Consider the following 17420-nt stretch of genomic DNA (forward strand, 5'->3'; position numbering starts at 1 on the left):
CTGGTCTTATTCAGCCGCAGCCGCTTTGCCGGCAGCGCTGCGCTTGCCGCGCTCGATATCGTGGAGGAGGCCGCCCTTGCGGGTATAGGCGGCCCAGGTGAGGACGAGGCAGCTCACATAGAAGATGAGGAAGGCCCAGATCGCGGATTGGGCTCCGCCAGTAAACGTGATCGACAGGCCGTAGCCCATCGGGATGAAGAAGGCGCCGAAGGCAGCGATCGCGGAGGTGAAGCCGGTGATGGCGGCCGATTCCTTCTCCGCCTGCAGGCGGCGGGTCTCCGGCCTGGCATTCGGCATCAGCCGGGCCATTTCCTTGCCCATGATCGTGGGGATCATCTGAAAGGTCGAGGCGTTGCCGACGCCGGTCGCGAAGAACAGCACGAGGAAGGAGATGAAGAAGCCCCAGAAAGCTCCCGGCTGATCCTTGGTCGCGATGAACCACAGCACGCCGCCCGCGCCGATCATCATCAGGACGAAGACCCAGAAGGTTACCCGCGCGCCGCCGAAACGATCGGCAAGCCAGCCGGTTCCCGAGCGGGAGAGTGCCCCGACGAGCGGCCCCAGGAAGGCGAACTGAAGCGCGTTGACATCGGGAAACAGGGTTTTGGCAAGCAGCGGGAAGCCGGCCGAATAACCGATGAAGGAGCCGAAGGTGCCAGTATAGAGCCAGCACATGATCCAGTTATGCCGGCGCTGGAAAATGACTGCCTGCTCGGCAAAGGAAGCCTTGGCCGAGGCGATGTCGTTCATGCCGAACCAGCAGGCGAAGGCCGAAAGCGCGATGAAGGGCACGAAGAAGAAGCCGGCATTCTGCAGCCACAGCGGCGCTTCATCGACCGGCCCCTTTGTCATTGCCGGATCCCCGCCGAACCAGCCGAAGATTCCCGCGGTGATGACGAGCGGCACGACGAACTGAACGACGCTGACACCGAGATTGCCGAGACCGGCATTGAGTGCCAGTGCGTTGCCCTTCTCCGACTTCGGGAAGAAGAAGGAGATGTTCGACATCGAGGAGGCGAAGTTGCCGCCGCCGAAACCGCAGAGCAGTGCCAGCAGAAGCAGCACGATATAGGGTGTCTCGGGATTCTGCACGGCAAAGCCGATGCCGAGCGCCGGAATGATCAGCGACCAGGTGGTCAGCGTGGTCCATAACCGCCCGCCGAAGATCGGCACCATGAAGGAATAGAAGATCCGGAAGGTGGCGCCCGAAATGCCGGGAAGGGCGGCCAGCCAGAAGAGCTGGTCGGTGGTGAAGGTGAATCCGACGAGCGGGAGCTTTGCCACCACCACGGACCAGACCTGCCAGATCGCGAAGGAGAGCAAAAGCGCCGGAATGGAGAGCCACAGGTTTCGGCGGGCAATGGGTCTTCCCGTCTCAGCCCAGAAGGTCGGATCTTCCGGCCGCCAGTCGGTGAGCACCGAGCCTTTGCGTCGCGTCTCGATCTGCGGGGCTGGCATGCCCTGCATTTCCGGGAAGGGCGGCAGAGCATCGAGCGCCTGTCCGGCAGCTTTGCGCTCCATCTGCCGGACGGCCACGTGCATCCACACAAGTGCGACGGTGACCAGCAGGAAGAGCGCCATGAAGCAGCTGGTCCAGAGGCCCGTCAGATCTAGGAGTATCCCGAAGAGGATCGGCAGCACGAAGCCACCGAGGCCGCCGATCATGCCGACCAGCCCGCCGACGGCACCGACATGTTCCGGATAATAGACCGGAATATGTTTGTAGACCGCCGCCTTGCCGAGCGCCATGAAGAAGCCAAGGATGAAGACAACGACCGTGAAGCCCACCAGCCCCATCTCGATATGAAAGGTGGCGGGGCCGTTGAGGGTGCGAACGGTATAGTCAGCCGGTGGATAGGCAAGGATGAAGGTCGCCACGACCGAGACCAGGAACGTCCAGTAGAGGACGCGGCGCGCGCCATAAACATCGGACAGGCGGCCGCCATAGGCGCGCAACAGACTTGCCGGCACGGAGAAGAAGGCTGCGATCACGCCGGCAGTGCGGATGTCGAGGCCATAGACGCCGATGAGATATTGCGGCAGCCATAAGGACAGCGCGACAAAGGCGCCGAAGACGAAGAAATAATAGAGCGCGAAACGCCAGACCTGTACGTTTTTCAGCGGTTCAAGCTCGAGCCAGGCGCTCTTTGCCTTCTGGCCGGTGCGGCGGCGTTCGGCATGGACCGGATCGTCCTTTGTCATGAACCAGAAGATCAGCGCCATGATCACCAGCGCTGCCGCCCAGATCTCGGCGACGGCATGCCAGCCCCAGGCGACCAGGACCAGGGGGGCAAGCAACTTGGTCACGGCCGATCCGACATTGCCGGCTCCGAAAATGCCGAGAGCCGCGCCTTGCTTGCCCGGCGGATACCACCGCGATACATAGGCGACACCGACCGCGAACGAACCGCCGGCGATGCCGACGCCGAGTGCGGCGAGCAGCATCTGGGGGTAGGTTTGCGCATAGGTCATCAGGAAGGTCGCGAGTGCGGCCGCCAGCATGGTCGTCACGAAGACGAGGCGCCCGCCATAGATATCGCTCCAGATACCGAGTACCACGCGGATGAGAGATCCGGTCAGTATGGGCGTTCCGACCAGAAGCCCGAATTCGGTTTCCGTCAGCCCCAGCTCCTGGCGGATTCGGATGCCGATGATGGCGAAGATTGTCCAGGCCGCAAAACAGACCGTGAAGGCGATCGTGCTTGCGGCAAGTGCGTTGCGTTGTTCTCTGCTATCGACTTCCTGGGGAGCCGGCATGGCCATGTTCCGTTCGTGACAAGATGATCCTTCTTCGGTCTCGACATCGGTAACTGGGAATGCGTGCTGCGACTTTGATTTCAGTCAAACAGAGAGGTTCAAGTGTAATAAAGTCAAAAGCATAGAAAGAATTGCTTGCGAAATGATAAATATAACCTCATCGATTGATCTATCTATTCTTTCTGCTTGATAATAATCAATCGCATGCAAAAATACCGTTATGCGGCTCGGAGAAACATACGATGCGACCGGAAAATACCGCTCAGATTCGACAGTTGGAACTGTTCGCGAAGGTGAGCGAGGAAACGTTCCGGGCGCTGACCGAAACGAGTTTTCTTCAGCGGTTCCCACGCGGCGTTGTGCTCATTCGTGAAAATGAACCGGCCGATTTTCTCCATGTCGTGCTCGGCGGGGCGGTGGAGATGTTTGCGGGGACGGAGACGCGGGAAACCACGCTGGACATTATCAGACCGATCGGCGTCTTCATTCTTGCAGCCGTCCTCAACGACGAAGTCTATCTGCAATCCGCCCGTACGCTGGAACCATCGGACATCTTTATGATTCCAGCGCAAAAAGTGCGTTTTGCAATGGAGACCGATGCCGCCTTTGCGCGCGCGATTGTGATGGAACTTGCCAGAAGCTACCGGCGCACCATCAAGGATCTGAAAGGTATGAAGCTGCGAACCGGTACCGAGCGGTTGGCAAACTGGCTCCTACGTGCCGACAAGGAGCAGGGAGGCTCAGGCCAGGTCGAGATCCGCATGGAGAAACGCACGCTGGCCTCGCGTCTCGGCATGACGCCCGAGAATCTGTCGCGCGCCTTCTCGACCTTGAAATCGCATGGCATCGAGATCGACGGATCCAAAGTGGAAATCGTTGAGCCCGCCATCCTCATCGAATTCGCAAGACCGGATCCACTTGTCGATGACCCGGAGGATCCTTTTCCGGCAGCAGATGGCGGAACAAACCGAAAGGACGCTCAGATCGCCGATCGGGGACAGCGCGGACAATGACATCCGCTGCCAGTGTGCGGTACTGCATAATTCCTCAAATCGGAATCGATTTGAGGATGAAATTATGCAGCAATTCAAAGTGCTACAGCGTCCTTTGCGCGTCTGAAAAGACGCGCGGCGCTGTAGGCTTTCCACCTCCTGTCGATCCGCCTTGACCTTCCGCAACAGCGCGCAGGCTGCTTCCGTCGATCTAGGCGTCGCCCGTTTCCGGCAACATTCGTCCGATCCGACGAAGATTGTCGTGCCACGCTAACGCTTCCTCGATCAGATGTGGCGTATGGCCGCCGCGGAGGACGGCGCGCCTGTAGTAATCCGCCAGAACGTCCCTGTATTTGGGATGAACGCAGTTGTCGATGATGACGCGCGCCCTCTCCCGTGGGGCAAGGCCACGCAGGTCGGCAAGCCCGATCTCGGTGACGAGAATATCGACGTCGTGCTCGGTGTGGTCGACATGGCTCACCATCGGAACGACGCGTGAGATTGCGCCCTCTTTCGCAAGCGACTTCGTGACGAAGATCGACATGTAGGCGTTGCGTGCAAAATCGCCGGATCCGCCTATGCCGTTCATCATGTGTGTGCCACCGACATGGGTAGAGTTCACGTTGCCGTAGATGTCGAGTTCCAATGCCGTGTTGATGGCGATGATGCCGAGACGCCGGATGACCTCAGGATGATTGCTGATCTCCTGCGGCCGAAGCACCAGCCGGGCCTTGTATCGCTCGATATCGGCAAGAACCCGCCGATGCTTCTCCGTCGACAGTGTCAGGGACGATCCGGAGGCGAAGTTCAGTTTTCCGGCATCCATGAGATCGAATGTCGAGTCCTGCAGCACCTCGGAATACATGGTGAGGTCGTGGAAGGGTGTATCCGCGAATCCTTGCAGGACCGCGTTCGCGATCGTCCCTATGCCAGCCTGCAGGGGCAGCAGCTTCTCCGTGAGACGTCCACGCCGTACCTCGTTCATGAGAAACTCGGTAAGGTGTCCGGCAATCGCGGCGGTCTCGGCGTCTGCAGGCTCAACTGTAGAGGGGCTGTCGCTGCTTTGCGTCACGACGATCGCCGCGATCTTCTCCGGAGGAATGGGTATGAACGGCTGGCCGATCCGGCTTTCGGGAGCGACGACCGGGATCACTTCGCGGGTTGGCCTTTTCGTCGGGATGTAGATATCGTGCAAGCCTTCGAGCGCTTCCGGCTGTAACAGGTTGATCTCGACGATCACCTTCGGTGCCAGGATGGCGAAACTGGCCGAATTGCCGACCGAGGTCGTCGGCACGATACCACCTTCCTCGGTAATAGCCGTTGCCTCGACGACTGCAATGTCGACTGGAGGAAGCTGGCCACTGCGCAGAAACTCGACAGTCTCCGACAGATGCTGATCGATGAACATGACCTCGCCGGAATTGATCGCCTTGCGCATGACGGCGTCCGACTGAAACGGCATCCTGCGCGCGACTGCATGGGCCTCGGCAAGCGTCTTGTCGAGATTGTTGCCGAGCGAGGCACCGGTCATCAGCGTGATCTTTAACGGGTCGCGACGCGCGCGCTCGGCCAGTGCCAGAGGAACGGCCTTCGCCTCTCCTGCCCGCGTGAAACCACTCATCCCCACCGTCATGCCGTCGCGTATCAGCGCGGCGGCGTCTTCGGCGTCTACGATACGGTCCCGGAGCTTGGCGCTCCGGAGGCGATCCTTGAACATGCGTGTACCCTTAGTGAGATAGCAGGACGGGCAGGAGGACGTTGGTCAGCACCGATTTCGTGGCGCCGCCAAGGACGAATTCGCGCAGTCGAGAATGGCCGAACCCGCCCATGACGAGAAGATCCGCCCGCAGTTCGAAGGCCTGCGTCTGCAACACATCGCCGATCGGTCTATCGGCGGCGTGGACGCGGACCATCTCTGCCGCGACACCGCTCCTGCGGAAGTTTTCAATTAGATGGTCGCCGGCCTCGTCGTTGACGATCTTTTCGTCGGTGACGCAAACCAGGTGGACTTTGGAGGCGCGCTCGATAAACGGCGCAGCATTGTGCACCGCGCTCGCAGCAGCCGCGCTGCCGTCCCAGGCGATAGCCACATGGTCTATTCTGCCGCCAAAGCTCTGACGAGGATAGAGCACCAGCGGCCGACCTGATTCAAACAGCGCCGCCTCGACGACGGGGCGATACAGGCCAGCCGCCTCGAGCAGAACGAGGTCATAGGCGCGTGCGGCTTCCGAAAGCATGTCTGCGACGAATGGTTCTCCGGCCGTCATGTTTCGCATCCGGATTTCGACGGACGCAGCCTTCGCTTCTTCGAGCGTCTTCCTGGCTAAAAATGAGCCGCGCTGCCGGCTCAACGCCTCGGCCTCCTGGGTGAGCTTGGCCGTATCCACGATCAGCGAGCCGAGCGCAGGAGAAACATGCGGGATTGCGATCTCGACGGTACACGCGGTCAGGCTGGCCTTCATGTGCCTGGCGAGCGCCACACCATTGGCGATCATGAATTCCGAGGTATCGTCGGGATATGTGAGAAGCGGCAGGAAGAAATGCTGTTGCACCGGAGGCTACCTTGTCTGGCCGATTTCGATTGCGAACGATGATGTCGCCTCGACTGCGCCGCGCATTGACCTGGCGCAAACCGGCATAAGAGCGCTTGAAGCCGTCAAAGAGATGGCCGATAAGCGGACCTGTGTTTACCCGTGGCGCAGAGGATGAACCGACACCGATTGCATATGGATGGTCATGGCGTTTCATCCGGCCGGAGCCGCGCCATTGACCTGGGACGACAATTGCAGTCTGCATGATCGCGAAGTGGAGGAAGCGGTGCGAATATTTTCTAAAATCAGCGAGTTGCGCTCAGCACTTGAGGCGTTGAGACGACATGACCGGACTGTCGGCTTTGTGCCCACCATGGGATACCTGCACGCCGGCCACATGGAACTGGTTTCGCGCGCGCGGGTCCACAACGACATTCTGGTGGCATCGATCTTCGTCAACCCGCTGCAGTTCGGGCCGTCGGAAGATCTCAGCAAATATCCGCGTGATCTCGAACGTGACGCGCAGATGCTGAAACAGGCGGGAGTCAATATGCTTTTCGCTCCTTCTGTCGACGATATGTATCCGCAACCGATGCTGACGACGGTCGATGTGTCTCAGATCGGTAACGAGCTGGAGGGCGCTGTGCGCCCGGGGCATTTTGCCGGCGTGGCGACCGTCGTCTGCAAGCTGTTCAACATCGTACAGCCGCATAGGGCCTATTTCGGCGAAAAGGACTATCAGCAGGTCGTTGTCATCAAGCGCATGGTCGCCGACCTGGCATTGCCGGTGGAGATCATCGCGGTTCCGACGATAAGGGACAAGGACGGCCTCGCCCTGTCGTCGCGCAATGTCTATCTCAGCGAGGCGGAGCGAAAGGCTGCAGTCATTGTCCCGAAAACGCTTGATGAGGCCGAGCGGCTGGTTGCTGATGGCATCAGAGACCCTGGGGAACTCGAAGATCGCCTGACGGCGTTCCTCGGTCAGGAACCCTTGGCCAATCCAGAGATTGTTGCTGTCAGGGATGCATCGAACTTGCAGCCGGTCGCCGACATCAAGGATCCAGTCGTCGTTGTCCTCTTCGTGCGAATCGGAACGACGCGGCTTCTGGACAACAGAGTGATCGGCGGGCATGGCTTGATAAGAATTGGAGCGGAGCGATGAGTACGCCCGGATTTCAGAAACGCCTTACGCCGTCGCGCATCACCGCGATGAAGGGAACGGCACCGATCGTCTGCCTCACGGCCTATACGACGCCGGTCGCCCGCCTCCTCGACGACCATTGCGATCTGCTGCTGGTCGGCGACTCGCTCGGGATGGTGCTCTATGGCATGGAGACCACGACCGGCGTCACGCTGGACATGATGATCGCTCACGGCAAGGCGGTCATGCGCGGCGTCAGCAAGGCCTGCGTCGTCGTCGACATGCCCTTCGGAACCTATCAGGAATCGAAGGAAGTCGCGTTTCGCAATGCGGTTCGTATCCTGCAGGAAACGGGCTGCGATGCCGTCAAGCTGGAGGGTGGCGAAGAAATGGTTGCGACGATCGGCTTTCTGACGGCGCGCGGCATTCCTGTCCTTGGCCATATCGGCCTGATGCCACAGCTGGTCCATACCGCAGGCGGCTATCGTTCGGTCGGCCACAGCGAACACGAAGCCGCGAAAATCCGGCGAGACGCGCATGCCATCGGCGGATCCGGGGCGTTTGCCTTTGTCGTCGAAGGAACGGTCGAACCCCTGGCACGCGAGGTGACTGCCGCCACCCCTGTGCCGACAATCGGCATCGGAGCCTCATCCGCATGCGACGGCCAGATCCTGGTTTCCGACGATATGCTCGGGCTCTTCAACGATTTTACACCACGCTTCGTCAAACGTTACGACGAACTGGGAAAACGCGTTTCTGCCGCAGCGGCAGACTACGCCGCAGACGTGCGCGCCAGGCGGTTCCCGGCGCTGGAGCATACGTTCAAGAAACGATCCTGACGGCACCGCGCTGAAAGCGGCCGGCCTCCGCCTGGCGATTTCTGCAAAAAACATGGCATTTCGGAGCAATTGCAACTTGCTGCCGGGTCGGCAAAAGCCGCCGTTAACCAACTGATCGAGGGGGCGGGAACAAATTTCTCATCTGCGACGTTGTGGCGCCCGGGACAGGAGGAGAAAAAATGCCCAACGCACAATGGAGTGAACCAATCGAAATCAAGTTCGGTCACGCGGGATCGCAAATCGTCAGAGGTCCGTTCGACGCGCTCATTTGTCTTCAAGACATGTGGCCGCAGCGAACGGGAGCAAAATTCGTCAAGGCAAGCAATGCCTGCAAGGGCGCCGTCGAAGGACGCGTCAGCATGGAAACGGCAAGAGCACATTTTCTCGCCGCTGCGGAAGAGGCAAAGCTGACCAAGCACTGAACCTTTCAAGCGGACGCGCAGGCCGCATCCGCTCTTTCTTAACGGAGGAGGCCGCATGCGCGCCTTGATGATATCGCTCTTATCTCTGGCCATGATGGCGGCTGCCACCCTCCCGGCCATGTCTGCCGACATGATTCAAGGTTATGAGCGGTCGTCTGTCGTCAAGCATCGTTCGAGGCCCGTCATTCGCGCGCACTATGTCGAGCGCCGGCGTCTCGATTGCAGCGATATGATTGTCGAATATCGCTACATACCGCGTACCGAGGTCGTGACCGTATGCCACCGCCCGTGAGGCGGAACCCTTATATTATACCCTCCAAGCCGCTCCCCGAAAAATCCGATCCTCAGATCGGGTAATGTCCGGGCTGCGACGCCACCGTGATCCATCGCAAATCGGTGAATTCGTTGATACCGGCCTTGCCGCCGAAGCGGCCGTAGCCGGAGGCCTTCACTCCGCCGAAGGGCATCTGCGCCTCGTCATGCACGGTCGGGCCGTTGACATGGCAGATGCCGCTTTCGATCCGCCGGGCGACCTCCATCGCACGGGCAGCGTCCCGGCCAAAGACGGCAGCGGACAGGCCATACTCGGTATCGTTGGCGACACGGACCGCCTCATCAAGCCCGCGCACGCGCACCATGCAGGCAACCGGGCCAAAGCTTTCCTCGCTGTAGATCCGCATTGACGGCGTGACATGGTCGAGCACCGTCGCATCCATGAGCGTCCCGGCTCCGCGCCCGCCGGCAAGCAGGCGGGCGCCCTTGGAGACGGCATCCTCGATCAGGCCATTGACCCGATTGACCGCTTCAAGGCCGATCATCGAGCCGAGCGGCGAATTGCTCTGACGCGGATCACCGGCAACGAGCGTCGAGGCCTTGCGGGCGAACTGATCGGCAAAGCTATCGGCCACTGCCTCGTCGACCACGATCCTTTCGGTCGACATGCAGATCTGGCCCTGGTTCATGAAGGCACCGAACGCGGCAGCTTTCACAGCTTCGCCGATATCGGCGTCATCGAGAACGACGAGGGGCGCCTTGCCGCCGAGTTCCAGCAGGACGGGCTTCAGGTGGCGGGCGCAGACCTCGGCGATAATCCGACCGACGCGGGTCGATCCAGTGAAATTGACGCGGCGCACCGCCGGATGGGCGATGATCTTTTCAACGATCGTCGCGGCGTCGGCAGGTGCATTGGTGAGCACATTGACGACACCCTCGCCAAGACCCGCCTCCTGCAATGTCTCACCGATCAGATGATGCGTCTTTGGGCAAAGCTCCGAGGCCTTGAAGATGACGGTGTTGCCGCAGGCGAGCGGCAGGGCGACAGCGCGCACGCCGAGAATGACGGGGGCATTCCAGGGCGCGATCCCGAGAACGACGCCAGCCGGCTGCCGCACGCCCATAGCCAACAGGCCGGGCTTGTCCGAGGGGATGACCTCGCCCGTGATCTGGGTGCACATGGCGGCGGCTTCGCGCAGCATATTGGCGGCGAGATAAACGTTGAAGCCCGCCCAACCGGCAGTGGCGCCGGTTTCCTCCGCCATGGCGGCGATGAATTCGCCGGTACGGGAATCCATGATATCGGCGGCTTTCGAAAGGCGCTTGCGGCGTTCGGTCGGGGCAAGCGCCGACCAGGCCGGAAAGGCTGCGGCTGCGGCCGCAGCAACTGCATGTGCATCTTCCAGTGTTGCCGCTGCAGCCGTAGTTGCCGGCTGCCCGGTAATCGGGTTCAACCGTTCGAAAGTCGCGCCGTTCGAAGCGGGCATGGCACGGCCGCCCATGAGAAGCATCAGGTCAACCATCTCGTTCCCTTTCAGATATGCGCCCGGTTGCCCTCGCAAAGGGGATCGGCGCGATGATGTCTGCTGGTTTCCGGCAATCGCCGGGACTCATGCGAATCCGGCGTTCACGCCAAGAGATCGACGTTTTTCATTGAAAGTTCCTCGCCTATCGCCTGAATTTCAGGCTCTCCTCAGCATTGAGTAGGAACCAGTCGGCCCGGAAATTGAATGGATTTTTCTGGCAGTTTGTTGCACTTTTCTATGATTTTCCGGCCAAGAATATCGCTGCGCGCCCGGATCTAATGCTGAGGCTCGTCATGGCTGAAAAACTGCTCGATATGCCGGCTCTTTCGGTCACGGCTTCAACGATTGCCGCCGGCCTCGGCAGTCAGACCTGGAGCCTCGGCGCCCGTGACAGCCGCCCCCTCTATCAAGCCTTCTTCGTCTCGCGCGGCCGGGCGACATTGTCCATCGACGGCCAGGAGGAGCTCGAGCTTCCCGCACCCGCCGCGCTCTGGCTGCCGCGACGGGTATCGGGAACATTCGTTCTGGCTGCCGGCAGCGAGGGGGCGATGCTCTCGGCTGCCGAAGACTTTGTCTGGAGGATGGTCGGCGACAGTCCGGCTGCCGTGCAGCTGCATGACATGATCGAGCGTATTGTGGTGGCTCGGAGTGAAAGTCTTGCGCGGCATGCGGATGATATCGGCCGCGCCTTCGACGTGATGACCGACGAGGGGCGTGATCGCCTGCCAGGCGGGGCTGCGGTTGTCGGCGCTTATTTTTCCGTAGTGCTGCTGCGGATATGGCGCGCCTCCGGAGCGTCGACGCCGACGAAGACATCGGGCACGGGGGCCACAACGCTGCAACGCTTCCGGCAGATCGTCGAATTGCGCTATCGCGAGCAGCCGGCGATCGCCGATATCGCCCGCGCCATGGGCATTACCTATGACCATCTGCACCGGGCTTGCATTGCCGGCACCGGGAAAAGCCCGATGGAACTGATCCATGAGAGGCTGATCGCCGAGGCGAAGCTTCGCGTCGGTCAATCGGAACAGTCCGTCGAGCAAATCGGCTTCGGACTCGGCTTTCGCGATCCCGGCTACTTCAACCGCTTCTTCAAGAGTCGCGTCGGCGAACCGCCGGGCGCCTACCGTCGCCGGATAGCTGCTCAATCGGCAAAGGATGTCGCGCCATCCTTTGCCGCCTGGCCGTGAATCATCGGCGGCCGGCGGCAGTTACCATGTCAGAATTGCCGCAAGGTGCGCGTCAGCGCCTGAAGTTGCTTGAAGCCCTCGTAGCGCTTGGCATGAAGACCGGCGACCACATCTTGCGTCGGCTGATAGGTTACCTCGGCCGCCGAGAGTTTCGTCATCGCCGCACGCATATCCGTAAACAGACCGCCAGCGACGGCGCCGAGGATGGCGGCGCCCAGCAGAACGGGCTCCTCGGCCGTTGTCGCGATAACAGGCTTGCCGCTCGCGTCGGCAAGCATCTGCCGAACGAAATCATGTTGGCCGGCGCCGCCGCTGATGACGATGTTTTCGACGGTCACGCCCGCATCCGCCTGCGTGTCGATGATTTGTCTCAGACCATAGCCGATGCCGCAGAGGCCGGCGACATAAAGCGAAACCAGACTGTCGAGATTCCTTTCCATATCGAGGCCGGCGATGACGGCACGCGCGTAAGGATCGGCAAAGGGGGCGCGATTGCCAAGGAATTCGGGAACGACATGCAGCCCCGCGACGAGCTTGATAGCGTCGGATGCATGGCCCGCCTTTTGCGCAGCCATATCCGCCAGCAGCACCGGCAGGGGAACACCATTGCGCTTCGACAGCTCCCGCGCCTCGGCGGCAGCCGGATGGAAGGAAAGCAGGTGGTCGATGGCCGCACCTGCCGCGCTCTGGCCGCCTTCGTTCAACCACATGCCCGGCACCATGGCCGAATAATAGGGACCCCAGACGCCGGGCACGAAGACGGGCTCTGATGTCGAGGTCATGGTGCAGGACGAGGTACCGAAGACATAGCCGAGATTGGCCTGTGGGCCGGCGCCAATACCAACGGTTCCGATCCCGCCCGCATGGGCATCGATCAGGCCGGCAGCAACCGCTGTTCCCGCAGTAAGGCCAAGTTCCTCGGCTACCGCTGCAGTCAGGCCCTGACCGACCGCCGAACCTGGCTCCACGATCGTCTGGCCGATGCGGGCGAAGCCCTCGTCGGCCAGCGCACCGAGACCGATCTGGTGGAAGTAGGACGCATCCCACCGCTTCTCATGGGCAAGATAGGTCCATTTGCAGGTGACCGTGCAGGTGGAGCGCGACAGATCGCCTGTCGCCCGCCAGGTGAGGAAGTCCGCGAGATCGAAAAACTGCCAGGTGGTATCGAAGATCTGTGGGCGATTTTCCTTGAGCCACAGGACCTTCGGCGTTTCCATCTCAGGCGAGATGCGGCCGCCGACATAACGCAGCACGTCATGGCCGAGCGCGTTGATTCGCTCCGCCTGAGGAACGGCGCGATGGTCCATCCAGACGATGATGTTGCGGTCCGGATCTTCGGAGGGACCGACGGGAAGCGGCCTGCCCCCCTCGCCTAGCACGACAAGCGAGCAGGTCGCGTCGAAACCGAGACCCGCCACGGATGCCGGATCGATACCGCTCGCGGCAATGACCTCGCGGACAGCAGCACAGACGGCCGCCCAGATCTCGGTGCTCGACTGCTCGACGATCGAGCCGGTCTCATGAAAGAGCGTGATATCCCGCTTGGCGGAGGCAAGCATCCGGCCATTGAGGTCGAACAGGCCCGCACGGGCGCTGCCGGTACCGACATCGACGCCGATGACATGTTTGGCACCCGCTCCTGACGTGTGTGAAGTGTCGCTCATGATCTCTCGATTCAAATCGGCAATATCAGGTTTCTAGAGCATTTCCGTTTTCTTCTGATAACGGAAATGCTCTATCTCTTTGTTTTCACGCAATTCCGGAACCGAACCTGTCAACCTCAGAGGTCGACGCTGTTCGGCAGGATCACCAGATCGCGAACCGTCACATTGCGCGGCCGCGACAGCATGAACAGCACGGCATCGGCCACTTCCTTGGGCTGCATCAGGCTGCCATTGGCAAGCGCCTCTTCCATCTTGGCCTTCGGCCAATCGTCGAGCAGGGCTGTGACGACCGGACCCGGCAGCACCGCGCCGACACGCACGCCATGCTGGGCGACCTGGCGGCGGGTGGAGTGCACGAAAGCCTGAACGGCAAATTTCGACGCCGTATAGATCGGCTCCCAGACGACGGGTACGACACCGGCGATCGAACTCGTGAAGAGAATGTCGCCGGACTTCTGCGCGATCATGTGCGGCAGTACCGCATGGACCGAGCGGAAGGCTGCATTGATGTTGAGGTTGAGCATGCGGTCCCAGGCATCCGGATCGCCTTCAGCGACAGGGCCGCCGATATAGGCACCGGCATTGGCGTGGAAGATATCGAGACGGCCGGCCAATTCCAGAATGCGCGGCAGCATGCCGGAGACCTGCGGGCCATCGAGAAGATCGACGACGAGCGGCAGGGCGCCCTCGCCGATCCCCTTGCAGAGCGCCTCGAGCTTGTCCTTGGCCCGATCGATCAGCACGACGGTTGCGCCTTCGGCATGAAGCGTACGGGCGCACTCCAGGCCGATACCCGACGCTGCACCTGTGATGGCGGCAACCTTGCCCTTCATGAGATCAGTCATGCGAATACTCCTTGAAAATGCGTAATCAGGCGCGGCCGTGGCTGACACGGGACCTGCGGGCAAGCGAATCGACGATGACGGCGATCGCGAGAACAGCGCCTGTGATCATGTAGCGGAGCGACGAGCTGAGATTGAGAAGCGTCAGCCCGTTGGAAATCGCCTGGATGACGATGATGCCGAGCAGAGCGGAGTAGGCGCTGCCGCGGCCGCCGAACAGGCTAGTGCCGCCGATGACCGCCGCCGCGATTGCGTTGAGGTTCACGTCCCCCGTGCCGGCCTGCTGGCTGGAGGAGGCAAGCCGCGAAGCCGACAGAATGCCGCCGATCGTGGCAAGCGTCGAGCAGAGCACGAAGGCACTGAGGTAGATACGGCGCACATTGATACCGGCGCGGCGTGCCGCCTCACGATTGCCGCCGACGGCAAACATCGAACGTCCCCATTTGGTGCGGGTCAGCGCATAATTCAGGACGACGGCGATGGCGACGAAGAGACCGAACATCCACGGCACGCCACGGCCGAGATTGAGGTAATAGACGGCAAATTCGAGAGCTGCCGTCAGCACGATCGCCTTGATCGCCAGCGCGCCGATCGGCGGCGAGGAGAGGTTGGAGGCCTGACGCTGGCGACGCTTGCGCATTTCGTTGACGACAAGGGTGACACCCGGCAGCAGGGCCAGCAGATAGGAGAGCCAGTCGGGCATCACGAGGATCTGGCCGAAGCGGACGAGCGGCGAGGCATAGGGCAGATTGATGCTGCCTGTCGGCCCGAGGATATAAAGCTGCATGCCGAGAAGCGCGAGCAGGCCGGCAAGCGTGGCGACGAAACTTGGCATGCCGAGCCTGTTATAGAGCACCGCATAGAGCGAGCCGACGACGATGCCGGCGGCAATCGCAACCAGGATCGCGAGCGGAATCGGCCAGCCCATATTGACCCAGAGCACGCCGAGGATAGCGGAGGAAAGCCCGCTCATCGAGCCGACGGAGAGGTCGATTTCGCCGAGCATCAGCACGCAGACGATGCCGAGCGAGATGACCCCGACGGTGGCGCAGTCGAACAGCAGGTTGACGAGATTGTTCGGCGCGAGAAATACCGGATTGAGCAGCGAAAAGACCGTCGAAATGACGATCAGGCCGACGAAAACTGGCAGCATGCCGAGATCACCCGACCGCACGCGGTCGAAGAAGGCCTTGGTCATGCCCGTAATGTTGTCATCGTGGCGTACGCGCTCATCACTGCGGTCGAGAGCGGCCGGCTGGCGGATAGTCTCTGACATCTTCTGGCTCATGCGGGCCTCCCGCTAGTTTCGTGGGCAGCGCCCGTCTTGCGCTCGATCCGCCGGGAGACGGCGTTTTCGGTTGCGCCGGTAATGGCGGCGACGAGTTCCTGGTTGGATGAATCGGGCGTGAAGACGCCGTTGTTGCGCCCGAGGCGCAGCACGACGATGCGGTCGGCAACCGCGCGCACATCTTCCATATTGTGGCTGATGATAATGACGCCGAGACCGCGCTCGCGCACCCGCTCGATGAGGTTCAGCACTTCGGCGGTCTGGGCAACGCCGAGAGCTGCGGTCGGTTCGTCGAGCATGATGATCTTCGGATCGAGCAGCAGCGAGCGCGCAATGGCGACCGTCTGGCGCTGGCCGCCCGAAAGGGAGGCGATCGGCTCGCGCACCGAGGGGATGCGGGCAGCAAGTTCTCTCAGCAGCGTCCAGGCGCGCACTTCCATGGCGACCTCGTCGAGGCCCCAAGGGGAGATTTCATGGCCGAGGAAGAGGTTGGCGACGACATCGAGATTTTCGCAGAGCGCGAGATCCTGAAAGACGGTGGCGATGCCGAGCTCCAACGCTCTGCCCGGACTATCCAGCGTGACGTTCTGACCGCAGAATTCGATCGTTCCAGACGAGGGTTGATGCACGCCGGCCAGAACCTTGATCAATGTCGACTTGCCGGCACCATTGTCGCCGACCAACGCCACGACCTCACCGGCCTTCACGTCCAGCTCGATATCGGTCAGCGCCGACACCGCGCCAAAATTCTTGGAAATATTGCTCAACCGGAGGATCGTCTGACCCTTCTCCGGCATATCCTTCACATCCCTGCTCATGGGGCAGTCCTTCTTGCCATAGGGGCATCCGGCCGCAACAGGCGCGGCCGGAGCTCACTCAAGCGCGTTTAGTTTGTGATGCCAAGCTTCTTGCAGCCTTCGGCATATTCGCCGGTGCAGATCTGCTCGGGCGTCTGGATCTTCTTGTCGAAGATTTCGGCCTTGATGTTCTCGGCGGTCACGACGGCGGGGATGAAGAGCTGCGACGGCGTATTGTAGAGCGTCGTCTTGGCTTCCGGCTTTTCGCCCTTGATCATCTGCACAGCAATATTGGCAGCCGCAGCAGCAACGATTTCGGATGGTTTCGAAATCGTGTTGTACTGGTCGCCGGAGATAATGAGCTGAAGGGCCGCGATCGTCGCATCATTGCCGGTAACCGGCGGAACCGGCTTTACGCCAGCGGCCTTGAAGGCGGCAATCGCACCACCGGCCGTGCCATCATTGGCAGCAACGACACCCTTGATGTCGGCGCCAAAACGGGTGATTTGACCGGCAGCCCATTCCTGTGCCTTCGGCGGTGCCCATTCCGGCGTATCGTACTCGGCGAGCGTCTTATAGGCGGATTCCTTGAGGCCGCGATGAATACCGTCGCGGATCAGGCCGGCGGCCGCATCGGTCGGCGAGCCGTTGATTTCGAGCACACCTGCGCCATCGGCAACACCGGCAGCCTTCAAGTGCTCGACGAGCGACTTGGCAATCGCGTAGCCGATGCCTTCATTGTCGAAGGAAACGTAGTAATCAGCCGGCTTGTCCGGGATCGGTCGGTCGTAGGCGATGACCTTCACGTCCTGCGACTGGGCGATCTCGACGAGACCGGCGGCAGCGGCCGAATCGACGGGGTCGAGAACGACCACTTTGGCACCCTGGGCGATCACCGAGTTGAACTGCTGCTGCTGCAGAGAAGCATCGGCGTTGGCGTTCTGATAGATCACGGTGCACTTCGGGCACAGCTTTTCCATCTCGGCCTTGAAGCCGGGGAAATCGTGCTGCTCATAGCGGGTGGATGCCTGGTCGGGCATCAGGAAAGCGACGGTCGCAGCTTCCTGAGCCGAGGCGGCACCGGCAAGACCCATGAAAACGGTCGCCGACGCCATAAGCAAATTGCGATAATTCATTTTCTCCTCCTTGGTGTGATTA

General features: G+C 61.1%; 15 protein-coding genes. 6 read left to right on the forward strand and 9 right to left on the reverse strand.

Going from position 1 to position 17420, the window contains the following annotated elements; translation table 11 throughout:
• Nucleotides 1-6: 6 nt before the first annotated feature.
• Nucleotides 7-2757, reverse strand: a complete 2751-nt coding sequence (locus tag FHT82_RS02370) for an MFS transporter (RefSeq protein WP_183725956.1) — start codon at nt 2755-2757, stop codon at nt 7-9.
• A gap of 242 nt (nt 2758-2999) precedes the next feature.
• On the opposite strand from FHT82_RS02370, the gene FHT82_RS02375 reads away from it, so the two are divergent.
• Nucleotides 3000-3770 carry a cyclic nucleotide-binding domain-containing protein gene (locus FHT82_RS02375; RefSeq protein ID WP_183725958.1) on the forward strand — a complete coding sequence of 257 codons (771 nt, stop codon included), beginning with the start codon at nt 3000-3002 and terminating at the stop codon, nt 3768-3770.
• Nucleotides 3771-3960: 190 nt separating this feature from the next.
• Here FHT82_RS02375 and FHT82_RS02380 read toward each other — a convergent pair whose 3' ends face one another.
• Together FHT82_RS02380 and FHT82_RS02385 are read right to left on the reverse strand one after the other, a co-directional pair.
• A complete protein-coding gene (locus FHT82_RS02380; protein ID WP_183725960.1) occupies nt 3961-5466 on the reverse strand; it encodes an acetyl-CoA hydrolase/transferase family protein in 1506 nt (501 codons plus the stop codon).
• A gap of 10 nt (nt 5467-5476) precedes the next feature.
• Nucleotides 5477-6244 (reverse strand): universal stress protein, encoded by a 768-nt coding sequence (locus tag FHT82_RS02385; RefSeq protein WP_210276643.1) that lies wholly within the window; start codon nt 6242-6244, stop codon nt 5477-5479.
• 322 nt (nt 6245-6566) lie between these two features.
• On the opposite strand from FHT82_RS02385, the gene panC reads away from it, so the two are divergent.
• The 4 genes from panC to FHT82_RS02405 all read left to right on the forward strand — a co-directional run bounded on the left by panC (nt 6567) and on the right by FHT82_RS02405 (nt 8974).
• Nucleotides 6567-7442 carry a pantoate--beta-alanine ligase gene (gene panC, locus FHT82_RS02390; RefSeq protein ID WP_183725963.1) on the forward strand — a complete coding sequence of 292 codons (876 nt, stop codon included), beginning with the start codon at nt 6567-6569 and terminating at the stop codon, nt 7440-7442.
• Entirely contained in the window at nt 7439-8260 is an 822-nt protein-coding gene (gene panB / locus FHT82_RS02395; RefSeq protein ID WP_183725965.1) for a 3-methyl-2-oxobutanoate hydroxymethyltransferase, read from the forward strand. Before panC ends, panB begins: the two co-directional genes overlap by 4 nt.
• A gap of 179 nt (nt 8261-8439) precedes the next feature.
• Entirely contained in the window at nt 8440-8682 is a 243-nt protein-coding gene (locus FHT82_RS02400; protein WP_183725967.1) for a DUF982 domain-containing protein, read from the forward strand.
• 55 nt (nt 8683-8737) lie between these two features.
• Nucleotides 8738-8974 (forward strand): hypothetical protein, encoded by a 237-nt coding sequence (locus FHT82_RS02405; RefSeq protein ID WP_183725969.1) that lies wholly within the window; start codon nt 8738-8740, stop codon nt 8972-8974.
• Nucleotides 8975-9026: 52 nt separating this feature from the next.
• Here the strand turns inward: FHT82_RS02405 and FHT82_RS02410 are convergent, their stop codons facing one another.
• Nucleotides 9027-10478: an aldehyde dehydrogenase gene (locus FHT82_RS02410; RefSeq protein WP_183725971.1), complete on the reverse strand. Its 1452-nt coding sequence runs from the start codon at nt 10476-10478 to the stop codon at nt 9027-9029.
• A gap of 296 nt (nt 10479-10774) precedes the next feature.
• On the opposite strand from FHT82_RS02410, the gene FHT82_RS02415 reads away from it, so the two are divergent.
• Nucleotides 10775-11671 carry an AraC family transcriptional regulator gene (locus FHT82_RS02415; RefSeq protein WP_183725973.1) on the forward strand — a complete coding sequence of 299 codons (897 nt, stop codon included), beginning with the start codon at nt 10775-10777 and terminating at the stop codon, nt 11669-11671.
• A 29-nt stretch (nt 11672-11700) separates the two neighbouring features.
• Here the strand turns inward: FHT82_RS02415 and FHT82_RS02420 are convergent, their stop codons facing one another.
• The 5 genes from FHT82_RS02420 to FHT82_RS02440 form a co-directional block, all read right to left on the reverse strand.
• Complete coding sequence (locus FHT82_RS02420; protein ID WP_183725975.1) at nt 11701-13335, reverse strand: FGGY-family carbohydrate kinase; 1635 nt, start codon at nt 13333-13335, stop codon at nt 11701-11703.
• Between the two features lie 116 nt (nt 13336-13451).
• Nucleotides 13452-14180: an SDR family oxidoreductase gene (locus tag FHT82_RS02425; RefSeq protein WP_183725977.1), complete on the reverse strand. Its 729-nt coding sequence runs from the start codon at nt 14178-14180 to the stop codon at nt 13452-13454.
• A gap of 25 nt (nt 14181-14205) precedes the next feature.
• The gene (locus FHT82_RS02430) at nt 14206-15465 is read right to left on the reverse strand and encodes a sugar ABC transporter permease (RefSeq protein ID WP_183725979.1); all 1260 of its coding nucleotides are present in this window, start codon (nt 15463-15465) and stop codon (nt 14206-14208) included.
• Complete coding sequence (locus FHT82_RS02435) at nt 15462-16283, reverse strand: ATP-binding cassette domain-containing protein (protein ID WP_210276645.1); 822 nt, start codon at nt 16281-16283, stop codon at nt 15462-15464. Before FHT82_RS02435 ends, FHT82_RS02430 begins: the two co-directional genes overlap by 4 nt.
• 68 nt (nt 16284-16351) lie before the next feature.
• Entirely contained in the window at nt 16352-17398 is a 1047-nt protein-coding gene (locus FHT82_RS02440) for a sugar ABC transporter substrate-binding protein (protein ID WP_183725981.1), read from the reverse strand.
• Nucleotides 17399-17420 lie beyond the last annotated feature (22 nt).

It is taken from the genome of Rhizobium sp. BK275 (genome assembly GCF_014193555.1).
Lineage (GTDB): Bacteria > Pseudomonadota > Alphaproteobacteria > Rhizobiales > Rhizobiaceae > Rhizobium.